The organism is Citrobacter freundii complex sp. CFNIH2 (assembly GCF_002880615.1).
In the GTDB taxonomy this organism is placed as follows: Bacteria; Pseudomonadota; Gammaproteobacteria; order Enterobacterales; family Enterobacteriaceae; genus Citrobacter_A; species Citrobacter_A amalonaticus_F.
The window spans coordinates 3,200,304-3,217,971 of the sequence record NZ_CP025757.1; the positions used below are offsets into that span (position 1 = coordinate 3,200,304).

15 protein-coding genes and 6 pseudogenes are annotated in these 17,668 nt (G+C 53.2%); 6 read left to right on the forward strand and 15 right to left on the reverse strand.

Translation table 11 applies throughout. The annotated features are described in order from the left end of the window. Positions 1-70 precede the first annotated feature (70 nt). The 4 genes and pseudogenes from WM46_RS15595 to WM46_RS15610 all read left to right on the forward strand — a co-directional run. Complete coding sequence (locus tag WM46_RS15595; RefSeq protein WP_102602756.1) at positions 71-1,219, forward strand: hypothetical protein; 1,149 nt, start codon at positions 71-73, stop codon at positions 1,217-1,219. 66 nt (positions 1,220-1,285) lie between these two features. Then, positions 1,286-1,432: pseudogene (locus tag WM46_RS26655) on the forward strand (IS5/IS1182 family transposase); the annotation flags it as partial. Positions 1,433-1,495: 63 nt separating this feature from the next. Then, positions 1,496-2,658, forward strand: a protein-coding gene (locus WM46_RS15605) for an IS3 family transposase (RefSeq protein WP_102602369.1) whose coding sequence is annotated in 2 segments (ribosomal slippage) — positions 1,496-1,757 and positions 1,757-2,658 — 1,164 coding nt in all. Because the reading frame shifts where the segments join, the coding sequence is not laid out codon by codon here. Between the two features lie 28 nt (positions 2,659-2,686). Continuing rightward, a pseudogene (locus tag WM46_RS15610) lies at positions 2,687-3,469 on the forward strand (IS5 family transposase); the annotation flags it as partial. Between the two features lie 39 nt (positions 3,470-3,508). On the opposite strand, the gene WM46_RS15615 reads toward WM46_RS15610, so the two are convergent. Then, positions 3,509-3,757 (reverse strand): hypothetical protein, encoded by a 249-nt coding sequence (locus WM46_RS15615; protein ID WP_410374612.1) that lies wholly within the window; start codon positions 3,755-3,757, stop codon positions 3,509-3,511. 210 nt (positions 3,758-3,967) lie between these two features. Here WM46_RS15615 and WM46_RS15620 point away from each other — a divergent pair, with 210 nt between their 5' ends. Continuing rightward, complete coding sequence (locus WM46_RS15620; RefSeq protein WP_079450189.1) at positions 3,968-4,345, forward strand: hypothetical protein; 378 nt, start codon at positions 3,968-3,970, stop codon at positions 4,343-4,345. 31 nt (positions 4,346-4,376) lie between these two features. On the opposite strand, the gene WM46_RS15625 is transcribed toward WM46_RS15620, so the two are convergent. The 3 genes and pseudogenes from WM46_RS15625 to WM46_RS15635 form a co-directional block, all read right to left on the reverse strand. Continuing rightward, positions 4,377-5,885, reverse strand: coding sequence for a conjugal transfer protein TraG N-terminal domain-containing protein (locus WM46_RS15625; protein ID WP_102602757.1), 1,509 nt, complete (start codon positions 5,883-5,885; stop codon positions 4,377-4,379). 2 nt (positions 5,886-5,887) lie between these two features. Beyond that, the gene (locus tag WM46_RS15630) at positions 5,888-6,226 is read right to left on the reverse strand and encodes a hypothetical protein (RefSeq protein ID WP_032636816.1); all 339 of its coding nucleotides are present in this window, start codon (positions 6,224-6,226) and stop codon (positions 5,888-5,890) included. Positions 6,227-6,236: 10 nt separating this feature from the next. Further along, a pseudogene (locus WM46_RS15635) lies at positions 6,237-7,004 on the reverse strand (integrating conjugative element protein); the annotation flags it as partial. 231 nt (positions 7,005-7,235) lie between these two features. Between WM46_RS15635 and WM46_RS15640 the strand changes: the two are divergent. Beyond that, positions 7,236-8,432 carry an IS110 family transposase gene (locus tag WM46_RS15640; protein WP_102601400.1) on the forward strand — a complete coding sequence of 399 codons (1,197 nt, stop codon included), beginning with the start codon at positions 7,236-7,238 and terminating at the stop codon, positions 8,430-8,432. 27 nt (positions 8,433-8,459) lie between these two features. Here WM46_RS15640 and WM46_RS15645 read toward each other — a convergent pair. The 11 genes and pseudogenes from WM46_RS15645 to WM46_RS15695 all read right to left on the reverse strand — a co-directional run. After that, positions 8,460-9,017, reverse strand: a pseudogene (locus WM46_RS15645) (integrating conjugative element protein); the annotation flags it as partial. Between the two features lie 403 nt (positions 9,018-9,420). Beyond that, positions 9,421-9,669, reverse strand: a complete 249-nt coding sequence (locus WM46_RS15650) for a DUF2442 domain-containing protein (protein ID WP_004115558.1) — start codon at positions 9,667-9,669, stop codon at positions 9,421-9,423. Beyond that, positions 9,653-9,895 (reverse strand): DUF4160 domain-containing protein, encoded by a 243-nt coding sequence (locus tag WM46_RS15655; RefSeq protein WP_016807972.1) that lies wholly within the window; start codon positions 9,893-9,895, stop codon positions 9,653-9,655. Before WM46_RS15655 ends, WM46_RS15650 begins: the two co-directional genes overlap by 17 nt. Positions 9,896-9,959: 64 nt before the next feature. Further along, the gene (locus WM46_RS15660; RefSeq protein ID WP_016807973.1) at positions 9,960-10,496 is read right to left on the reverse strand and encodes a single-stranded DNA-binding protein; all 537 of its coding nucleotides are present in this window, start codon (positions 10,494-10,496) and stop codon (positions 9,960-9,962) included. 60 nt (positions 10,497-10,556) lie between these two features. Next, a complete protein-coding gene (locus tag WM46_RS15665) occupies positions 10,557-11,027 on the reverse strand; it encodes an STY4534 family ICE replication protein (RefSeq protein WP_102602758.1) in 471 nt (156 codons plus the stop codon). 635 nt (positions 11,028-11,662) lie between these two features. After that, positions 11,663-13,672, reverse strand: coding sequence for a DNA topoisomerase III (locus tag WM46_RS15670; protein ID WP_102602759.1), 2,010 nt, complete (start codon positions 13,670-13,672; stop codon positions 11,663-11,665). A 15-nt stretch (positions 13,673-13,687) separates the two neighbouring features. Continuing rightward, on the reverse strand, positions 13,688-14,242 hold the full coding sequence (locus WM46_RS15675; RefSeq protein WP_102602760.1) for a hypothetical protein: 555 nt from the start codon (positions 14,240-14,242) through the stop codon (positions 13,688-13,690). Between the two features lies 1 nt (position 14,243). After that, positions 14,244-14,873, reverse strand: a pseudogene (locus tag WM46_RS15680) (PFL_4669 family integrating conjugative element protein); the annotation flags it as partial. Then, a pseudogene (locus WM46_RS15685) lies at positions 14,870-15,403 on the reverse strand (ParB family protein); the annotation flags it as partial. The pseudogenes WM46_RS15685 and WM46_RS15680, both read right to left, overlap by 4 nt. After that, positions 15,400-16,770: an SPI-7-type island replicative DNA helicase gene (dnaB-PI, locus tag WM46_RS15690; RefSeq protein ID WP_102602761.1), complete on the reverse strand. Its 1,371-nt coding sequence runs from the start codon at positions 16,768-16,770 to the stop codon at positions 15,400-15,402. The pseudogene WM46_RS15685 and the gene dnaB-PI, both read right to left, overlap by 4 nt. Next, positions 16,763-17,638 (reverse strand): ParA family protein, encoded by an 876-nt coding sequence (locus WM46_RS15695; RefSeq protein WP_102602762.1) that lies wholly within the window; start codon positions 17,636-17,638, stop codon positions 16,763-16,765. Before WM46_RS15695 ends, dnaB-PI begins: the two co-directional genes overlap by 8 nt. Positions 17,639-17,668 lie beyond the last annotated feature (30 nt).

Genomic DNA, 17,668 nt, shown 5'->3' on the forward strand with positions numbered 1-17,668 from the left:
TATAAAGTATCACTCAGCGCCCTTCGTAATGTCACAATGAAATTTGCATTTCACATCACAAGGATTGAAAATGAGAGAAATGGGATTGGACAAGGTAACAATGAATCTTATCCATTTACTAAGCACAAAAAGGGATGGCTTGATTTTATTAGACGGAAAATGGGGAACTGGAAAAACCCACTATTTAACCAATGAGTTAAAAAATAAATATGGGAATAAAACAATCTTCATAATCTCCATGCTTGGTGTTAACTCCCTAGAAATGTTCAAGTCAGAGATTATCAATGTAAGCTATCTAAACACACCAGAAGATATTAAAGAAGCCACCGAAATAATAAGCCCACTAATAGCTTTTAGCGCTCAAACCCCCGCAGCAAGCGCCCCAATAAAAGGAATGCTTTCTGGTTTTTACAATGCGATTTTGAAAAACACATTGTCAAAAACCGAAGGTTTATTCGTGATTGATGACATTGAGAGAATAGACAATAAACTAGCAGATGAAATATTAGGCTATTGCCACTCAATTTATATGAAGAACGACAAGGTTGACTTTATAATTGTAAGTAATACAAGCAAAGAAACACCATTTAAAATAGAACACAAAGAAAAGATCATTTCAAATATTGTACCATTCACTCTTACTGATCATGATATATACGACATTTTTGAAGAAACACTTCCGCATTTTGGAGATGATTATGTAAAAAGCTTAAAACACACAATAAACAAACACAAAATTGTCAATATTAGAGTTATTAACGCAATCATATCAGGGCTTTCACCTTTATTTAAGCATCATAAAGAACACCCTAACAAACAAATTAAAGTAAGCTTGGACCTGGTTATTTCCACTTACTCTGCATTGGTAATATTATCTAAAACATTTCATTACACACTACAAGATATCGAAACAAACAAAAACTCAATTAAAAAAGAAAACTCTGAATTAAATAGCTTGTTAGATGAAGCAACAGCAACTGGCGTACCCAATACAGTAAAACTGTATGCTTTCAACATATCATCAACAACAGACGTTATTGATGATATGTTTTACGAAAAAAAACACGTTAAAATTGAAGAGATTGTTCTAACTGACAAAATATTGACTAGTGATACTGATGAAAAAGAAACAGTTCAAGAACTCATTAGACTGGTGCACTCATCGGAAAAAAAACCATTACTGGAATGGTTAAATGCAGTGAAAAACTGGCTTTGTTGAATAAATCGAACTTTTGGCCGTAGTAAGGATCAGATCACCATATTCCCGATCCTGTAGCGGTATCACATGGCAAAACAAACGTTCAAAATCACCAACTGGGCTGACTACAACAAGGCGCTCGTCAATCGGGGCTCACTGACATTCTGGCTTGATGAGTCGACTACTCAGGCCTGGTATGAACAGCCCAACACGTCTTCACGTGGTCGTCCTCTGATCTTACCCACCATTAGTGGACACGCGACTAAGTGAGTAAACTCTCAACCAGAGGTAGCTCACATGACAAAATCCGTATCAACCAGTAAGAAACCCCGTAAGCAGCATTCGCCTGAATTCCGCGATGAAGCCCTGAAACTCGCTGAACGCATCGGTGTCGCTGCCGCCGCCCGCGAACTCAGCCTGTATGAGTCGCAACTCTACAACTGGCGCAGCAAGCAGCAGCATCAGACCGCATCCTCTGAGCGCGAGAGTGAACTGGCGGCTGAAAATGCCCGTCTCAAACGTCAGCTGGCTGAGCAGGCAGAGGAACTGGCCATTCTCCAAAAGGCCGCGACATACTTCGCGAAGCGCCTGAAATGAAGTATGTCTTTATCGAACAACACCAGGCTGAATTCAGCATTAAAGCCATGTGCCGCGTACTGTGCGTGGCCCGTAGCGGTTGGTATGCCTGGCGCAAGCGCCGCAGCGTCATCAGTGCCCGCCAGCGTTTCCGGCAGGGTTGCGACAGCGCGGTCAGTAATGCTTTCGGCCAGGCAAAACAGCGCTACGGTGCGCCCCGTCTGGCAGAAGAGCTGCGTGCGCAGGGCCTGGCGTACAACGTGAAAACCATTGCTGCCAGCCTGCGCCGTCAGGGGTTACGGGCGAAAGCCGCACGCCGGTTCAGCCCGGTGAGCTACCGTGAACATAGCCTGCCGGTGTCAGAGAACCTGCTGAAGCAGGATTTTTACGCCAGCGGCCCGAACCAGAAGTGGTCGGGAGACATAACCTACTTGCGTACCGACGAGGGCTGGCTGTACCTGGCGGTGGTCATCGACCTCTGGTCGCGGGCCGTCATCGGCTGGTCGATGTCATCGCGGATGACGGCCCGGCTTGCCTGCGATGCGTTGCAGATGGCGTTGTGGCGGCGTAAACGGCCGGAGAACGTAATTATGCATACGGACCGGGGCGGACAATACTGCTCAGCGGCCTTTCAGGCACTGCTGAAGCGGCATAACCTGCGCGGGAGCATGAGCGCCAGGGGCAACTGCTACGATAATGCGTGCACGGAAAGCTTCTTCCACTCACTGAAGGTGGAATGTATCCACGGAGAACGCTTTGCCAGCCGGGAAATAATGCGGGCGGCGGTGTTCAATTATATCGAGTGTGATTACAATCGCTGGCGTCGCCACAGTGCCTGCGGTGGTATTAGCCCGGAACAGTTCGAAAACCAAATCCTCGCTTAGGGCGTGTCCACATTACGTGGGTAGGATCACTCAGCGTTATTCTGAGCTCGCTATTACCACCGTACTGATGCTCAAACGCGTCTTTCACCTCACACTGCGCGCCGCGCAGGGGTTTATTGACTCTATTTTTATCCTGATGAAGCTCCCGCTCCGTTGTCCGGATTACTCCTGCGTCAGCAGACGGGCTAAGTCCGTCAATATCCCGTTCAAAACCCCCACGCGCGGCGAAATAGCCCATCTGGTTATCGACTCCACCGGATTAAAAGTCTTCGGTGAGGGTGAGTGGAAGGTGAAAAAACACGGCCAGGAAAAGCGCCGCGTCTGGCGTAAACTGCACCTGGCGGTAGACGCCGGTACGCATGAGGTTATCTGCGCTGAACTTTCCCTGAACAATGTGACTGATGCAGAGGCATTCCCGGGGCTTATCCGTCAGACGCACAGGAAAATTCGGGTCGCCTGCGCAGATGGGGCGTATGACACAAAACGGTGCCACGACGAGCTAAGGCGCAAGAAAATTATGGCATTAATCCCGCCGCGAGCGCGTTCCGGTTACTGGCCGGCGGAGTATGCCGACAGAAATCAGGCGGTGGCGAGGCAGCGTCTGACGGGGAGTAATGCTTACTGGAAATGGCACACGGCTTACAACCGGCGTTCTGTGGCAGAAACGGCGATGTACCGTGTTAAACAACTGTTCGGTGGGCATCTTACGCTGCGGGATTATGATGCGCAGGTTGGAGAAGCTATGGCCATGATCCGTGCCTTAAACAAAATGACGCGAGCAGGCATGCCAGAAAGTGTACGAATTGCCTGAGGAAGTGACTGAAAGGGAAAGTTTTTATTTAAACCCGATTTATTCAACAAAGCCACTTTCCGGATAGCGGATGCAAAGGTCATCAAGGGAAAGACGTTTTTCGACATAATCCTGTGCTGGAGAAGGGAAACCGCAGGAGACTCCATCGCCAAACAATGGAACGCATGCCAGTGAACGGTCACCACCAGGAAGTTTGGCGTACGCCACCATCAGCAAAGCCGGTACACTCGCATCATTTTTAACGGGAGGGTTATATCTCTCCACCAGTTGCTCTAAAGAGTCTGCCATCTTAGTCCCAACCCAAAAATACTGTTTATACATACAGTATAGTGATTGAAATCCAGCGATTACAAGCCCTGGCTGGATAGTATGAAGCAACCTGATGAGTTTTAATGAATTAATTAGTTTCCTAGGGGATACTAACAGCCCTTGGTAATTGCACAAAAAACCGGCTATGGCTATAGTGGTCTTGAGACTTACCAGGTATGGAGGAATGTAATGCCTCAATCTCAAAAAAATCGAGCGTGGAATCGTGGAGCAAGACTTGCAATCCTTTATAAGCAAATGAAAGCTAAGCTCCTGAATTTTGATAAAGTTTGCGTAACATTGGCAAGTAAAAATAGAATACCTACATGGATTGGCCATATACCCTTGGTTCTGGTTTTTGCCGGCACACTAGCAGGGCTTTTGACAGTGGGTTTTGTTATCTCCGCATGCCTGATCTTTCTTTTATGTATTACCCTCATTGCAAAAAATGTCAGCTCGTCAGCTCCTGACGATGATGATTCAAGCACAGGCCCCGGTTACAGATATGGTAAAGATGGATATGGTTATTATACGGGTTCTGATGACATTACGTCTGAGAAACTAGATTAAGCGAGGCATTCACGCCTCGCTTAATATGCCATTATAAACGAACACTTTTTTTAACTGAATCTACAGCTGCTCCCCCGGTTTCTTGAGGTTTAGAAACCCCAGTTTTAAGTGCCCCAGAGATTACATCGCCTATTCTTACTCCCGCCCAAGATAATGCTCCTAACCATACTGCAGGCAGTACAATAAACATCGCCCCCATTACCAGATTCATAATGAGGTCATCTGAGCTGTTCTGCAGTCCCGCCATATTAAAGCGGCTATGTGTGTCAGAACTGTATAATGCGGTCAGCAGCCAGCTGTCGAGCCAGCGCGCCAACTCCCACCAGAATGTCAGGAAGTTCAGGGCGAAAATGACAAACGTAATCGTGATTACCGTTTTGAATTCATAGGCCGCAAAGGCCAGGATCAGCGGCAGCATGACATACATTGCCATCAACACGATGGCCTGTACCATAGGCAGCGCCTGTCGCATCGCATCGAACGCCGGGAATGCCGCCAGACTGCCGAGAGATGTCCCGCCAATAGCCGCCACGCGTGCCGCTGCATTATCCAGGGTAAAATCGGCGTTGCCGCCATAGCCGGCATACACATGGCCACTCTGTGAGACCGTCAGGCTCTCCGGGCTGACCAGGCGCCGTATGACAGCTTCCTGATAGTCACTGTCGTTAAAGCCTGACATTTTCATGGCGGCCGAGATACGCAGCCACATATCGGGGTCGGCCTGGTCCTTCACGCGAGCTTTCAGACCGGTGTCCGTACTGCTCCACCACTCGCTGCAGGTGGGATAACCGCCTCTTCCGGTATTGGGCCGGCCGCTGTCCCGGCTGTCGGTCCACGGGAACGCGGCCCGGGGCAGTTTGGACTGCAACGAAGGATAATACCGGCTCAGGAATGTACTGCTGCCAATCCATTCGATATCACGCAGCGTGGTTTTATCTTTTGTCTGTCCCTGGTCCTGTTGCTTCCACAGATACAGCGCAACCGAATAGCAGTCGTTGGTGAAGTCCTGCAGCTCCTGCGCCAGCGCTTTGTTGTCGATACGCGTATGCTGCACTTCAAAGCGGATCTGCCGCATGTCAGGGCGGCAGGGAATGGTCGCCACCGCCGCCTGGGTTACCCCTTTCGAGAGTTTATGAATCAGCACCCACCATACCGGTGCTGCGGCCGTCTGGTCGTTGAGACTGGTGACCACGCCGGCATAGCCGCTTTCATCCGGCGCTTTTGGCGTCCACACACCACAGCTCTTTGCCCGGGTTGTGTCGTACTGCATCGTACTCAGGCTGACATTAATCAGCGGTACGCAGCAGGCAATCATCACCAGGAAGCCAGCATACAGCGCGTTCTCGATACGGGGCAGCGACAGCATCCCCTTGTTGCCTTCATCCTCCCCTTCTTCACGGACCTTCAGCCAGATCCCCACCACCTTAAACGCCAGCGGCAGGACAAAAAGCCCGGTGCCCAGCAGGACATTCCACAGGCCGTTATTGATCACCCAGCCGAGCAGCGTGAGAAAATACTCAAGATAGCTGTTTGTCGTCATCGTCAGGCTCCCGGACCGGTAAACATCGCGTACTCACACAACGCGATAAAAAGCACACTGACCACACTGATGCGCAGCAGCGGCCGCCGGTATGCCTCCCGAAAACCCGGCGCATGCCGGATTTTCCAGAGACCCCAAGCGACCAGCGCATACAGCGCCAGTCGCCACATCAGCCAGCCGTAACGCGTCGACTGCATCCAGCTCCGGAATGCAGCAGCTTCAGTCGGATGTTTCATAGCGGTGTCAGCCATCATCAGTGAGACCACCATGAACAGCGCCATGCAGGCGAGGAAGATGCCGGCACGGGTCAGGACTTTCCTGACAGTCGTTTTATTACGCATCCTTATTCCCTCATTCAGCCGACTGCGGCGCTGCCATCTGGTTGAAGCGACTGTCTGTATTGTCATCAGACTGGGTCTGCGGGTTGGTTTCGACGCGCTGGTTCTCCCTGTCGATAATGGTCAGTACCGAATTACGTGACAGTTCACGCTTCATCTCCATCTCGTTTTTCAGCGCCGCAATTTCCCGATCCAGCGCCTCAATACGCTGGCCGGCGGTATCAATGGCCTTTGGCTGGGCAGCGGCATTCGGCTCCGACATACCGGTAACCATCATGCGACGCATCAGCAGCGCCGTTTCCACCGTGTCAGACATGGCCAGTTCACCTGCAAGGCGGGCGGTCAGGGCAGCATTATCCGGATCACGCTGCAGGGCTTTTATCACGCCGGCCGTCACCGGCAGTCCGCCGGTTTTCAGCTTCGCCAGATTCGCGGCCGTGGGCTTTTCCGTACCGTTGACGAGCCTGACCAGCTGCTCAGCGTTGGCTTTGGTTGCCTCCTCCAGCAGTGGGGCAAAGCCGGTGCCGGCAACGGTCGTACCGGGCTGGTCATCCGCATCACCGCTGGTACATTCGCTCGCGTTGGCACAGGTGCGCATCGAACGATCGCCCAGCACCTTCACGGTCATGGCCGCCGCCTCTTCCGCGCTGCCGAATTTAGAGCATGCGCCACCGTTACAGCTGCTTTCTCCGACAGTCGAATTAGCGGTGACAGGTAAACCGTTCATCATGTTGTAGCCGGCAGCAACAAGGTCATGGGTGACACGGATGGCGGGCTGCCCCGTTACTTTATTCGAACCCCTTATACTAGGGGTGTTAGCCAGCCAGACCCGGCATGATTACTGCCCCCAGTCGTCCATGATCCGGGGGGTGATGTCACCGGGTCTGGTGGGGCGCTGGTAACCGCTAATAGGGGCTAGGTCAGGCACTTTATGCCGGGACCGTCTGTAACGTGGATGCCGGTACCTGCTCCCCGAGGTTATCTGGTTAACCCGTATAAACAGGGAGACAGAATGACCGAATCCAGCGATTACGAATCAGTCCAGGTCTTTATTGGCGTTGATGTCGGTAAAGATACCCATCACGCCGTTGCCGTTAATCGTTCAGGTAAACGCCTGTTCGACAAAGCATTACCCAACGACGAAAACAAACTCAGAGCGCTGGTATCTGACCTGAAACAACATGGTCAGATACTGCTGGTTGTTGACCAGCCTGCCACCATCGGTGCGTTACCCGTCGCCGTTGCCCGTTCTGAAGGTGTCCTTGTCGGATACCTCCCCGGGCTGGCAATGCGCCGTATCGCCGACTTACATGCCGGTGAAGCCAAAACCGATGCTCGTGATGCAGCCATCATCGCCGAAGCTGCCCGTACTCTGCCTCACGCGCTACGCACTCTGAAGCTGGCTGACGAGCAAATCGCCGAGCTCTCCATGCTCTGTGGCTTCGATGATGATCTTGCTGCACAGACAACGCAGGCCAGCAACCGTATCCGCGGTCTCCTGACACAGATACATCCGGCACTGGAGCGCGTTATCGGTCCGCGACTGGATCACCCGGCAGTACTCGATCTTCTCCAGAGATATCCCTCACCCGATAAACTTGCTTCGCTGGGTGAGAAGAAACTGGCAACCCAGCTCTGCAAACTCGCGCCCCGTCTGGGAAAGCGCCTTGCTACAGATATCACCCAGGCACTAACACAGCAAACCGTCGTCGTTCCCGGCACGAATGCCGCTGTCGTCGTTCTGCCACGCCTGGCACTCCAGCTCATCACGCTGCGTAAGCAAAGAGACGAGGTGGCCCTTGAGGTGGAACAGCGGGTTCTTGCTCACCCTCTTTACCCGGTCCTGACCAGCATGCCCGGAGTCGGTGTCAGGACCGCAGCCAGACTCCTCACAGAGGTCGCCTGCCGCGCCTTCGCCTCTGCCGCACATCTCGCTGCTTATGCTGGCCTTGCGCCGGTAACCCGGCGCTCCGGTTCGTCAATACGTGGCGAACACCCATCAAGGCGAGGCAATAAAACCCTCAAACGGGCGCTGTTCCTGTCGGCCTTCGCGGCGCTAAGAGATCCGCTCTCCAGGGCTTACTACACACGCAAAATGAGGCAGGGAAAGCGACACAATCAGGCACTTATCGCCCTGGCAAGACGACGCTGTGACGTTCTGTTCGCCATGATGCGTGACGGTACTTTTTATACCCCTGCGGCATCATAAACATGCTTGACAACTTTATAGGGGCACCCCCCCACGTTTCTGACCACCAATCCAGTTGTTGCCCGACGTGCCGGTGACTTTCCGCCCCGCCTCATCTGCACGAACCGCGTCAGTATCTCCGCTGTTCACAACAGACTTGTATTCATCCATCATGGCCTGCTGCGTCCAGTTACTGCTGTCGCTGAAGTCCATCATCTTTTTCGCCATGTTCTGGCAGTTAAGCTGCGCCTTGTCGAATGACACATTGGCCTGAAGAACGCCGTTGGTGAGCATGTCGTACAGACCCGGGTTGGCCCGCTGAATGACCATCGCCGGCAGACTGGCCACCGCGCCGGTGGCCCCCTGAATCACGTCGCCCATCAGGTTTTTAAAGCCGGATGTGACGCCGTTGAGCTGGTTGCCGACGGTGGTTTTCAGGTCAAAATTGCCGCACATCAGGTCACTGCTCCAGCCGGTATTCAGCCCCAGCTTCTGCATATTGCCGCGCGTGGCCGGCTGGGAAATGACCGAGCCGCCGCCGAGGGTGTAAAAGAGCTTGTCCGACACGGTAGGATGCAGGGATGACGGGATGCGAATATCAATAATCTGCGAGAGAGGGTCACGCTGGGCCGCCTGCGGATCGGTACTGACCAGCAGATAACGATCGTAGCGCACCACTTCCGGCGCCCGCGCATACTCGTCCGGAGAGACCGGCTGAACGTTGCGGGTGACGGTGGTGCCGGGTGTCGGGTCCGCAGGCGCACGTTGCTGCAACTTTTGCGGCTGGGAAACACAGCCCGCAAGGAGCAGCAGGGGAAGAACAGTGGCAAGCCTGCCTGGTGAAAATATGTTGTGAGAGGTGTTACGTTTCATCCGGAATTTTCCTGTACAGTGATAAAACAGCCCTCACTGTGCGGAATCGGTCCGGTTTCACTCAATTAACAACTGATTTTCCGTTGATGAAAAAAAACGCCGGCAAAAGCCAGCGTTTTTCACTAATAGCGCGCTGTCAGGCTACTTTATGGGGACGATGGGTCACATCGCCGCGGCCTTCAAGCAAACCCGCAATAGAAATGTCTTCGTCCAGCGCGTCCCAGTGGATACCACGGGGACTCAGTTCATAGCTGTTAAGCTGTTCAGTTGAAGCATGCAACAGGCGTGGAAACCATGCCAGCGGCACACCGATGGTACGGGCGTCGTTGAGTTCAACCCACATCGTGGCCTCATCGAAGCTGACCCGTTTAGCTGAAATAGTCATTCCAGGCCTCCAGAAACAATGCTTGGTTATCTTCAACGATCCCCGTCAGTTCTTTTAATACCCGTGAATTAAACCCATCGTTACTGGCCAGTGCCACTGATGGCGTTAACCAGAATTTGGCTTCACTACCTGCTTTCATTACGTGAATGTGTGCAGGTTCGAGCGGGTTACCTTCATTAGAATAAAAAAAGAACCGGAAACCGTTGATCCTCAGTATAACAGGCATGTCAGTTATCCTTAAATGCTGACCGAATTATCTGTAAGTTCAGAGCAACTGCCATAAAGGCTGTTCAGAGTGCATGGATTGCCGATTTTGGTACTCCATACCCGAATCCAATGAACGGTATATCGTCATCGAAGTCCATCGGTGGCGCACCGGCACTGCTGCCGGAAGCCTGGCCACTGTGAGTCGGTCCGGAAGGTTGCTGAGGCTGGCCCCAGTCATTCCGGGAAGACGTATTCTGACCGCTGCCGGACTGGCGACCGCCAAGCATCTGCATGGTGCCACCAATGTTTACCACCACCTCTGTGATGTATTTCTCCTGGCCGGACTGATCGGTCCATTTGCGTGTGCGCAGCTGGCCCTCGATGTAAACCTGGGAGCCTTTGCGCAGATATTCACCCGCAATTTCTGCCAGCTTGCCGAAAATAACCACCCGGTGCCATTCGGTCACTTCTTTCTGCTCGCCGGACTGCTTATCGCGCCAGCTCTCAGACGTGGCCAGAGAAAGGGTGGCAACTGCACTGCCGTTGGGAATATATCGAACTTCAGGATCCTGGCCGAGATTACCGACAAGGATAACCTTGTTAACGCCGCGTGAGGACATAATCATTTCTCCTGTAAGGAATAAAGAAACACCCCGCGAACGGGGTGTGTCAGGTGCGCATCAGAATGAGTTTTCTGCATAGTCGCGTTGTGCGGCAGAGCCATTCTGTGGCGGCACGGAGTCAGATTTTTCAGTCTTGTAGACCATGTCCTGGCCTATTTTGATCCAGTCCACCTTTATCAGGCGGGCTTTCACACTGACGCGCTGTTCGCCGGCATGGTCGCCTTTGTTCAGCGTAAATATGTCCGTGGACGGGTTACTCAGGTTAAAGCCCAACAGGACTTTCTTGTCTTCATCGACGGCTTTCTGGCAGCGGGCGATAAGGCTGGTTGCCTCTTTACCTGCGACAGAAATGTCAAAACGGACGTAGGCCGGATTATCAGTCGGACCACTCAGTGCATTGATTACGCAGCTGAGGAACGAGCCATTCTGATGGTTAACCTGGCGGATGTTGCTGAGATACCCGATGCCTTTGATAGTCAGGTTGAAGTACTCAGATTTTGCAGATGCAGAAGTGTTGTTTGCAGACATGATGTTTTCTCCATGGAGGTAAAAAAAGGTACGGCGGAGAAACCATCTGCCCTGACGGGAGTGGTTTCCCGTCGGGGGTCAGGATCGGTTGAATCCTGAGAGTCTGGTATGTTGAAGGAACCTTCATCGCCGCGTCGTAATGCGCTTGTACAGGCGATATCTGCTTTCAAAGGTGCGCAGATGTACCAAAGTTTGCTCCCTTTCAGGTTACAGGAGCTTTCGCTGTAGCCACCCGAAGGCGATTCTCACAGGCTACTGAATCATTGGTGGTCGAATGAACGACGGTTTAGCACTTTTATAATTAAACCGTCCTCCCGGAATGTCAACGGTCTAAATGGAAAACGTGATCCGTAAAAATAAAAGGGCACCGTTTCCGGGGCCCTGGGGTCAGTGCCTTAACCTGCGGTCGTCTCATCTGTCTCCGGGGAATAATCCCGACGCGGTTTTCACGGAGTGCATGCGTCTTACAGGTCAGTTAGTGTGCAATAACTTCCTGCCAGGCCTGCTGGGGGTAAATCCCGTTAAAGTTTACCTTACAGCACCGTGGCCAGTGGGGCACCTATGCATCAAAGCCTGGCAACAATAGCAGAACCCGGCCCGGGGTTGTACAGTGAAATAGTTCAATACTGCGCGGATTATTCTGTTTTAGCCTTAACCGATGTTTTTTTACGCTTCGCTGCTTTCTTCTTACCTGTACTGATAATTCCCTCACAGTCCGGATAGCGTATGCACCCCCAAAAATCACCATTTTTACCTTTACGTTTACGCGTGGGTCCTTTGCATAACGGGCAGGGAGGCGTGACGGGAGCAGTAATTTTCACACTGTCCTGGCGGCCTTTTTCGACAAGGTGACGGGTCCACTGCAGCTGCTTTTGCATAAAGACCGCAAGCGACATTTTCCCCTGCGAAATATCATCCAGTGCCTGCTCCCATAATGCGGTCATGCCCGGGCTCGTCAGCGTTTCCGGCAGGGCCGCAATCAGCTCCCGGGCCATCTGCGTTGAGTGGATGTGCTTCCCTTTTTTCTCCAGATAGTGTCGTTTGAAGAGGGTTTCAAGCACAGCCGCACGCGTCGCCTCTGTGCCCAGACCGGCGTTATCACGCAGCACTTTCTTCAGCTTCGGGTCACTGACGAAACTGGCCGCGTTCTTCATGGCAGCAATCAGCGTCCCCTCCGTGAACGGTTTGGGCGGACTGGTTTTCATATCCTTAACCTCAGAACCGGTGACCGCGCAGATATCCCCTTTTGCCAGCGCCGGCAGCGCCATACTGTCACCGTCGACGTCCTCTTCATCGTCATCTTTTTCAGCCTGGAACAATGACTTCCAGCCCGTCACCACACCGACTTTCCCGCGTGTACGGAACAGCTGGCCACCGATATTGAAAGACGCCTCCGTCACGTCAGATTCCTGCAGCGGAAGGAACTGGGCGAAATAATGCTGGCGAATCAGATGGTAGACCTTCAGCTCATCGGCGCTGAGGCGCGACAAATCAAATGCCTGTCGGGTGGGAATGATGGCATGGTGCGCGGTGATTTTCTTGTCATTCCAGACACGCGAGACAAACTTCCTGTCCAGCTGATTCAGTACCGGGGCCACAGCGGGATCGGATTTTGCCACTGCCGCCAGAACGTCGGGTATTTCCTGCTGCATCGAAGTTGGAAGGAAACTGCAGTCTGTCCGGGGGTAGGTGGTCGCTTTATGGGTTTCGTAAAGTGACTGAGCAATGGCGAGCACATCATTTGCGCCCATTCCGAATTTTCGGGAACAGACCTGCTGAAGGGTACCCAGGTCAAAACAGAGGGGGGCCGCCGTTTTCTCCCGCTTCTGTGTCACCTCCAGTACCGCAGCCCTGCCCTGCTGCTGACACAGCTGTCCCACCGCCCGGGCTGCCTGAGGATTGATGCAACGCTTTTCCTCGTCACAGTACTGCTCAACGGGCACCCAGCCAGCCCGGAACCGGACGCCCTCTTTTTCAATAAGCGCATGTACCTGCCACCAGGGCTTTGGCACGAAGGACGTGATTTCATTATCCCGGTTAACCACCATAGCAAGCGTCGGCGTCTGTACCCGCCCGACGGACAGCACTTCTGACATCCCTGAGTCACGGGCCTTAAGGGTATAAAGACGCGTCAGGTTCATGCCGATGAGCCAGTCCGCCTGGCTCCTTCCCTTGCCGGCATCATACAGCAGGGCTGTTTTTTCCCCCGGAAGAATACTGCTCAGTGCTTCCTTCACACTGGCCTCATCCAGGGCTGATAACCAGAGCCGGCGCACCGCGCCACTGTAGCGGCAGTATTCCAGCAGCTCACGCGCGATAACTTCTCCCTCGCGGTCGGCATCGGTGGCGATGACCACCTCAGCGGCCTTTTTGAGCAGCTTACTGATAACGGTGAACTGCGATTTTGTCTGCTCTTTGACGACCATTTTCCAGGCCTCAGGCAGTACAGGCAGAACATCGGCACGCCATGGCCTGCCATACTGCTCGCCATAGGCTTCAGGGCTGGCAGTTTCGAGTAAATGGCCGACCGCCCAGGTCACAACGATGTTACCGCCGCTGATAAATCCCTGCTCACGCTTGCTGATACCCAGCACGCGGGCAATATCCTTTGCCTGGGAGGGTTTTTCACACAGAAAGAGTTGCATGTGTTGCCTCCCACATCAGCGTTTTTCACCCGCCGCAACAGCGCGGACATCATTCATCAGCTTCGTGACGCCGGACCCGGCCAGACGCTGTGATGATGATGAGCGATAGACAACATAGAGCCTGCTGCCGGACCCGTTTTTCTCGATTTCAATATCCAGGTGATCACGTCCGTTCCAGTCGGAGCCCATTTTGTAGTAGCTGCCCGGCATGGCGTCCCAGACGGGATGCGCATCATCTTCAGCCGCCGCTTTCCAGTCCCCGTCATTTGCGGCCTGCCGCAGTGCCTCAAGCTCCTGCGTGGAGATAAATTTGTAATGGCGCCTCAGGCGGGCCGCCGCGGTATCCACATCGACCGGCACGGAGAACGTTTTATCGACGGACTTCATGGCCTGTTGCCCCGCCGGGCTCATCAGCGGCATCCCACCACTTTCTCCGCTGCTGTTGCCGCCCAACGTTTTTGTCAGGTTTGCGGCTGTGTCACTGACCTGTTTATTAATCGCAGCCCAGTCCGTTGTTGCGCATCCGCTCAGTAAAAAGAAGGAGGTGAGGAGGAACACAGGGCGAATCATATTATTCCTCCTCTGCTATGTTGTTTTTAAGCGGAGGTGAGAACAAAGAACGTTTTTTACCGCTTAACACATCCGGATCAGGTTCGCCATTTCGCTCAATGGCAACAAGCCCTTGCGTGGTTTTTTCTGCAATATCACGGCGAGTCACTGCAAGTGTTCGGTAAGGCTGAATCACGCCATAGACCTGACGAACAGCATGGCCACCATTGTCCAGGATAGTGTCACGTTGCGAACGCGAAATCAGTCCGTAATGAAAAGCCTGGAAAGCTTTCATTGCTAACTGATCATATCCAACCAGAAGCCATACGCACCGGTATCCTAATGGTGAACGGCTGAAAACGCTGACATTTAGCGGATCGGCTGATTCAACTTCCGAGAGCGTTACCCCTTTGGGTACGGCTGACAATATGGCATCCAGTGAACTGACGTTTTCATTAATTTTAAGTGTTGCTCGTTGCAGGGCTTCTTCGAGCCGTACCAGAGCCATATCGGCATAGGGATTATCTGCCGCTGAGTCTCGGGAAGCATTACCAGCTCGCGCAATGGCTTGCGGCATGCTGATTATTTCAGGCCTCTTTTTTTTCACCCCTGTCTCGTCCGGAGCATCACGTTTCCTGCCCTCCCAAAACCTTCATGGGTCAGTAGCTCTGACAACTGACGCAACGAAACCGTCTTTCCCATCTGCTCTTCATATATAGAGCGGGCTTTGTGGATCCCCTGCGCTTTTTCAATAAAACTCAGTTCCCCACGCACTTCATTCTCTGCCAGATGGCCGATAACACACTGCAGCCGTCCCGGCCACGGCTTGAACAACACATGGACGCGGAAAAACCGGTCTTCTCCGGTCTCCTGCCACAGTTCTGACAGGATCTGATAACGTGTATTACCACCGTCGCTGAAGATGTACATATCGGGCTCACCATCCGGGTCACGGGTGACTTTGGGCACGGTGTCCAGCCCGCGCGAACGGATGGAAGCCTTGATATCGTCATAACGCGGGTTGCGTGATGTTCGCGGATTATCAGGATTCGGGCTTAACTGGTCGAGCGTCAGGACCATGGGCATTTCAGCCGCCGGCATGACGCTGATATTGCCGGCCGCCTGCGACTGGCGTCCGGGCTGCAGCATAGCAGCCCCCACATTAGAACTTTTACGACTCATGCCTGTTTCCTCCCGCTGCGGTAACCGAAGTCATAGCTGCCTTCCTGAAACTCCGAAAAGAGGGTGTAACGCCCGTCAAATTTGACTTTTACCGTGCCGGTTGGCCCCTGACGCTGCTTGCCGACAATGATCTCAGCCACCCCGGCATCAGGGGTGCCGGGGTTATAAACCTCGTCCCGGTAAATAAACATGATGAGGTCCGCATCCTGCTCCAGCGCACCGGAGTCACGCAGGTCACCATTATTGGGGCGTTTATCGGCCCGCTGCTCCACCAAACGGTTTAGCTGGGAAAGCGCCAGTACCGGACAGCCCAGCTCTTTACCCAGCGCCTTAAGCGAGCGGGAAATTTCCGCTATTTCCTGCGTGCGGTTTTCCTGCTCGGGGGAGCGGACAAGCTGCAGATAGTCCAGCATGATGAGAGAGGGTCTGCCGTATTTGCGGACATAGCGTCGGGCGCGGGCGCGCAGTGTAGCCGGGGTCTGGTAACTGGTATCATCAATGATCAGGCGGTTTTTCCATTCAATAATTCGACCGGTAGCCGCGGACACGCGAGCCCAGTCTTCATCATCCATGCTGCCGCTGCGAAGCCGGGACAGTTCCACCCGGCCTTCCATCGCCAGCAGGCGCATCATCAGTTGCTCTGAGGGCATTTCAAGACTGAACACAAAGACGTGATCGTCAGGTTTTGCGCTCACAGCCGCTGTGCAGGCGGCCATGGCCAGCGACGTTTTCCCCATGGAAGGACGGGCGGCCAGCAGGGCCAGCTCGCCGGGCTGGAGACCACAGGTCATCGCGTCCAGTTCACTGAACCCTGTCGGTGTCCCGGTGAGGCCGTCACTGGCGGACATGCTTTCCAGCTGCGTCAGCAGTTTATCCAGCGCCTCGTTAACACCGGTCTCACTGTTGAGCTGCATGGCTCCCTGTTCGGCAATGTTAAACAACTTACCTTCGGCCGACTCAAGAATGCCCGCCGAGCTGGCTTTCGGGGCCTGCACATCGGAAAGAAGACTATTACCCACAGTCATCAGCTGCCGCAGGCGGCTTTTCTCCGCCACCACCCCGGCGTAAGCCAGGATATTGGCTGCAGACGGCGTGTTTTTACTCATTTCAGCCAGATAAGCAAAGCCGCCACACTGTTCAAGGTCGCCTCTGTTCTCCAGCCGTTCCGTAATAGTGATGAGATCGAGCGGTAGCCCTTCTCCGGCCAGCTCGGCCATGACGCGGAAGACCATACGGTGCGGCCGGGAAAACAAATCTTCCGGGGAGATTTGCAGTATCACCTCATCCCACCGGTCGTTATCAAGCATCAGTCCGCCCAGTACGGCCTGCTCAGCCTCATAAGAGCAGGGCATCATCATCTCAGACATGACGCACCTCCCGGGTCAGAACGTCACTGAAATGGCTCTGCCACTCAGGGAACAGTTCACACGCGAGGTCGTGCATGGTGACGGCTGCGGCCGGACCTTTGCGGCGTGTTTTGTATTCCAGACGATGCACGGGCTGCTGTTTTACGTGCCCCAGTTTGAAAATATCCAGCGCCTCGATACGGGTATTGAGTAAACGATAAACGTCACGGTTGCCCAGCGCAGAGGCGTCGTAATGTTTTTCGTTAATGATGGCGGCAAGACCGTCCATTGCTTCACGGTCAAGCAGAGTGTTTTCGATACAATTGACGAGAATGGAAATATCAGGAAGGCGGATACCGTAATTTTCATAGGTTTTCAGGCGGGTAAGCATGTGAAGGGAGCCGCGGATAAATTCACGGACATCCGGAAGGATGGGTTTAACAACGCCCATCACATTACCGGTAGAGGACAGGAGGGAAAGCTCAGTCATAACGCCTGTTGCGCCTTTAGAATCCACAATAATGGCGTCATAACGGTTAAAGAAAGGATGCTGAAGTATGTTACGCAGGCGAAGACGGCCATCTGCAGCGTGGAGCATCGCGGTCGGCAACAGTTCGTCCGGGTCGTTAGAGTAGATGACATCGAGATTTTTTATGGCGGTCTGCGAAATGCATTGCGTATGGTCACTGACCATCTGCATCAGCAGTTCATAGAGACCGAAAGGGGATTCATGCTCCAGCGCGAAGATACTGCTGGCTGTGGGCTGGGAATAGTCTGCATCCACAAGAAGGGTATTCAGGCCAGCATCGGCAAGAAAACCGGCAAGGTAAGCAGCAAACGTGGATTTGCCTTCTCCACCTTTGGGAGAGATAACGGGAAGTATTTTCATTTTGCACACTCTTTACAGTATGCAAATACG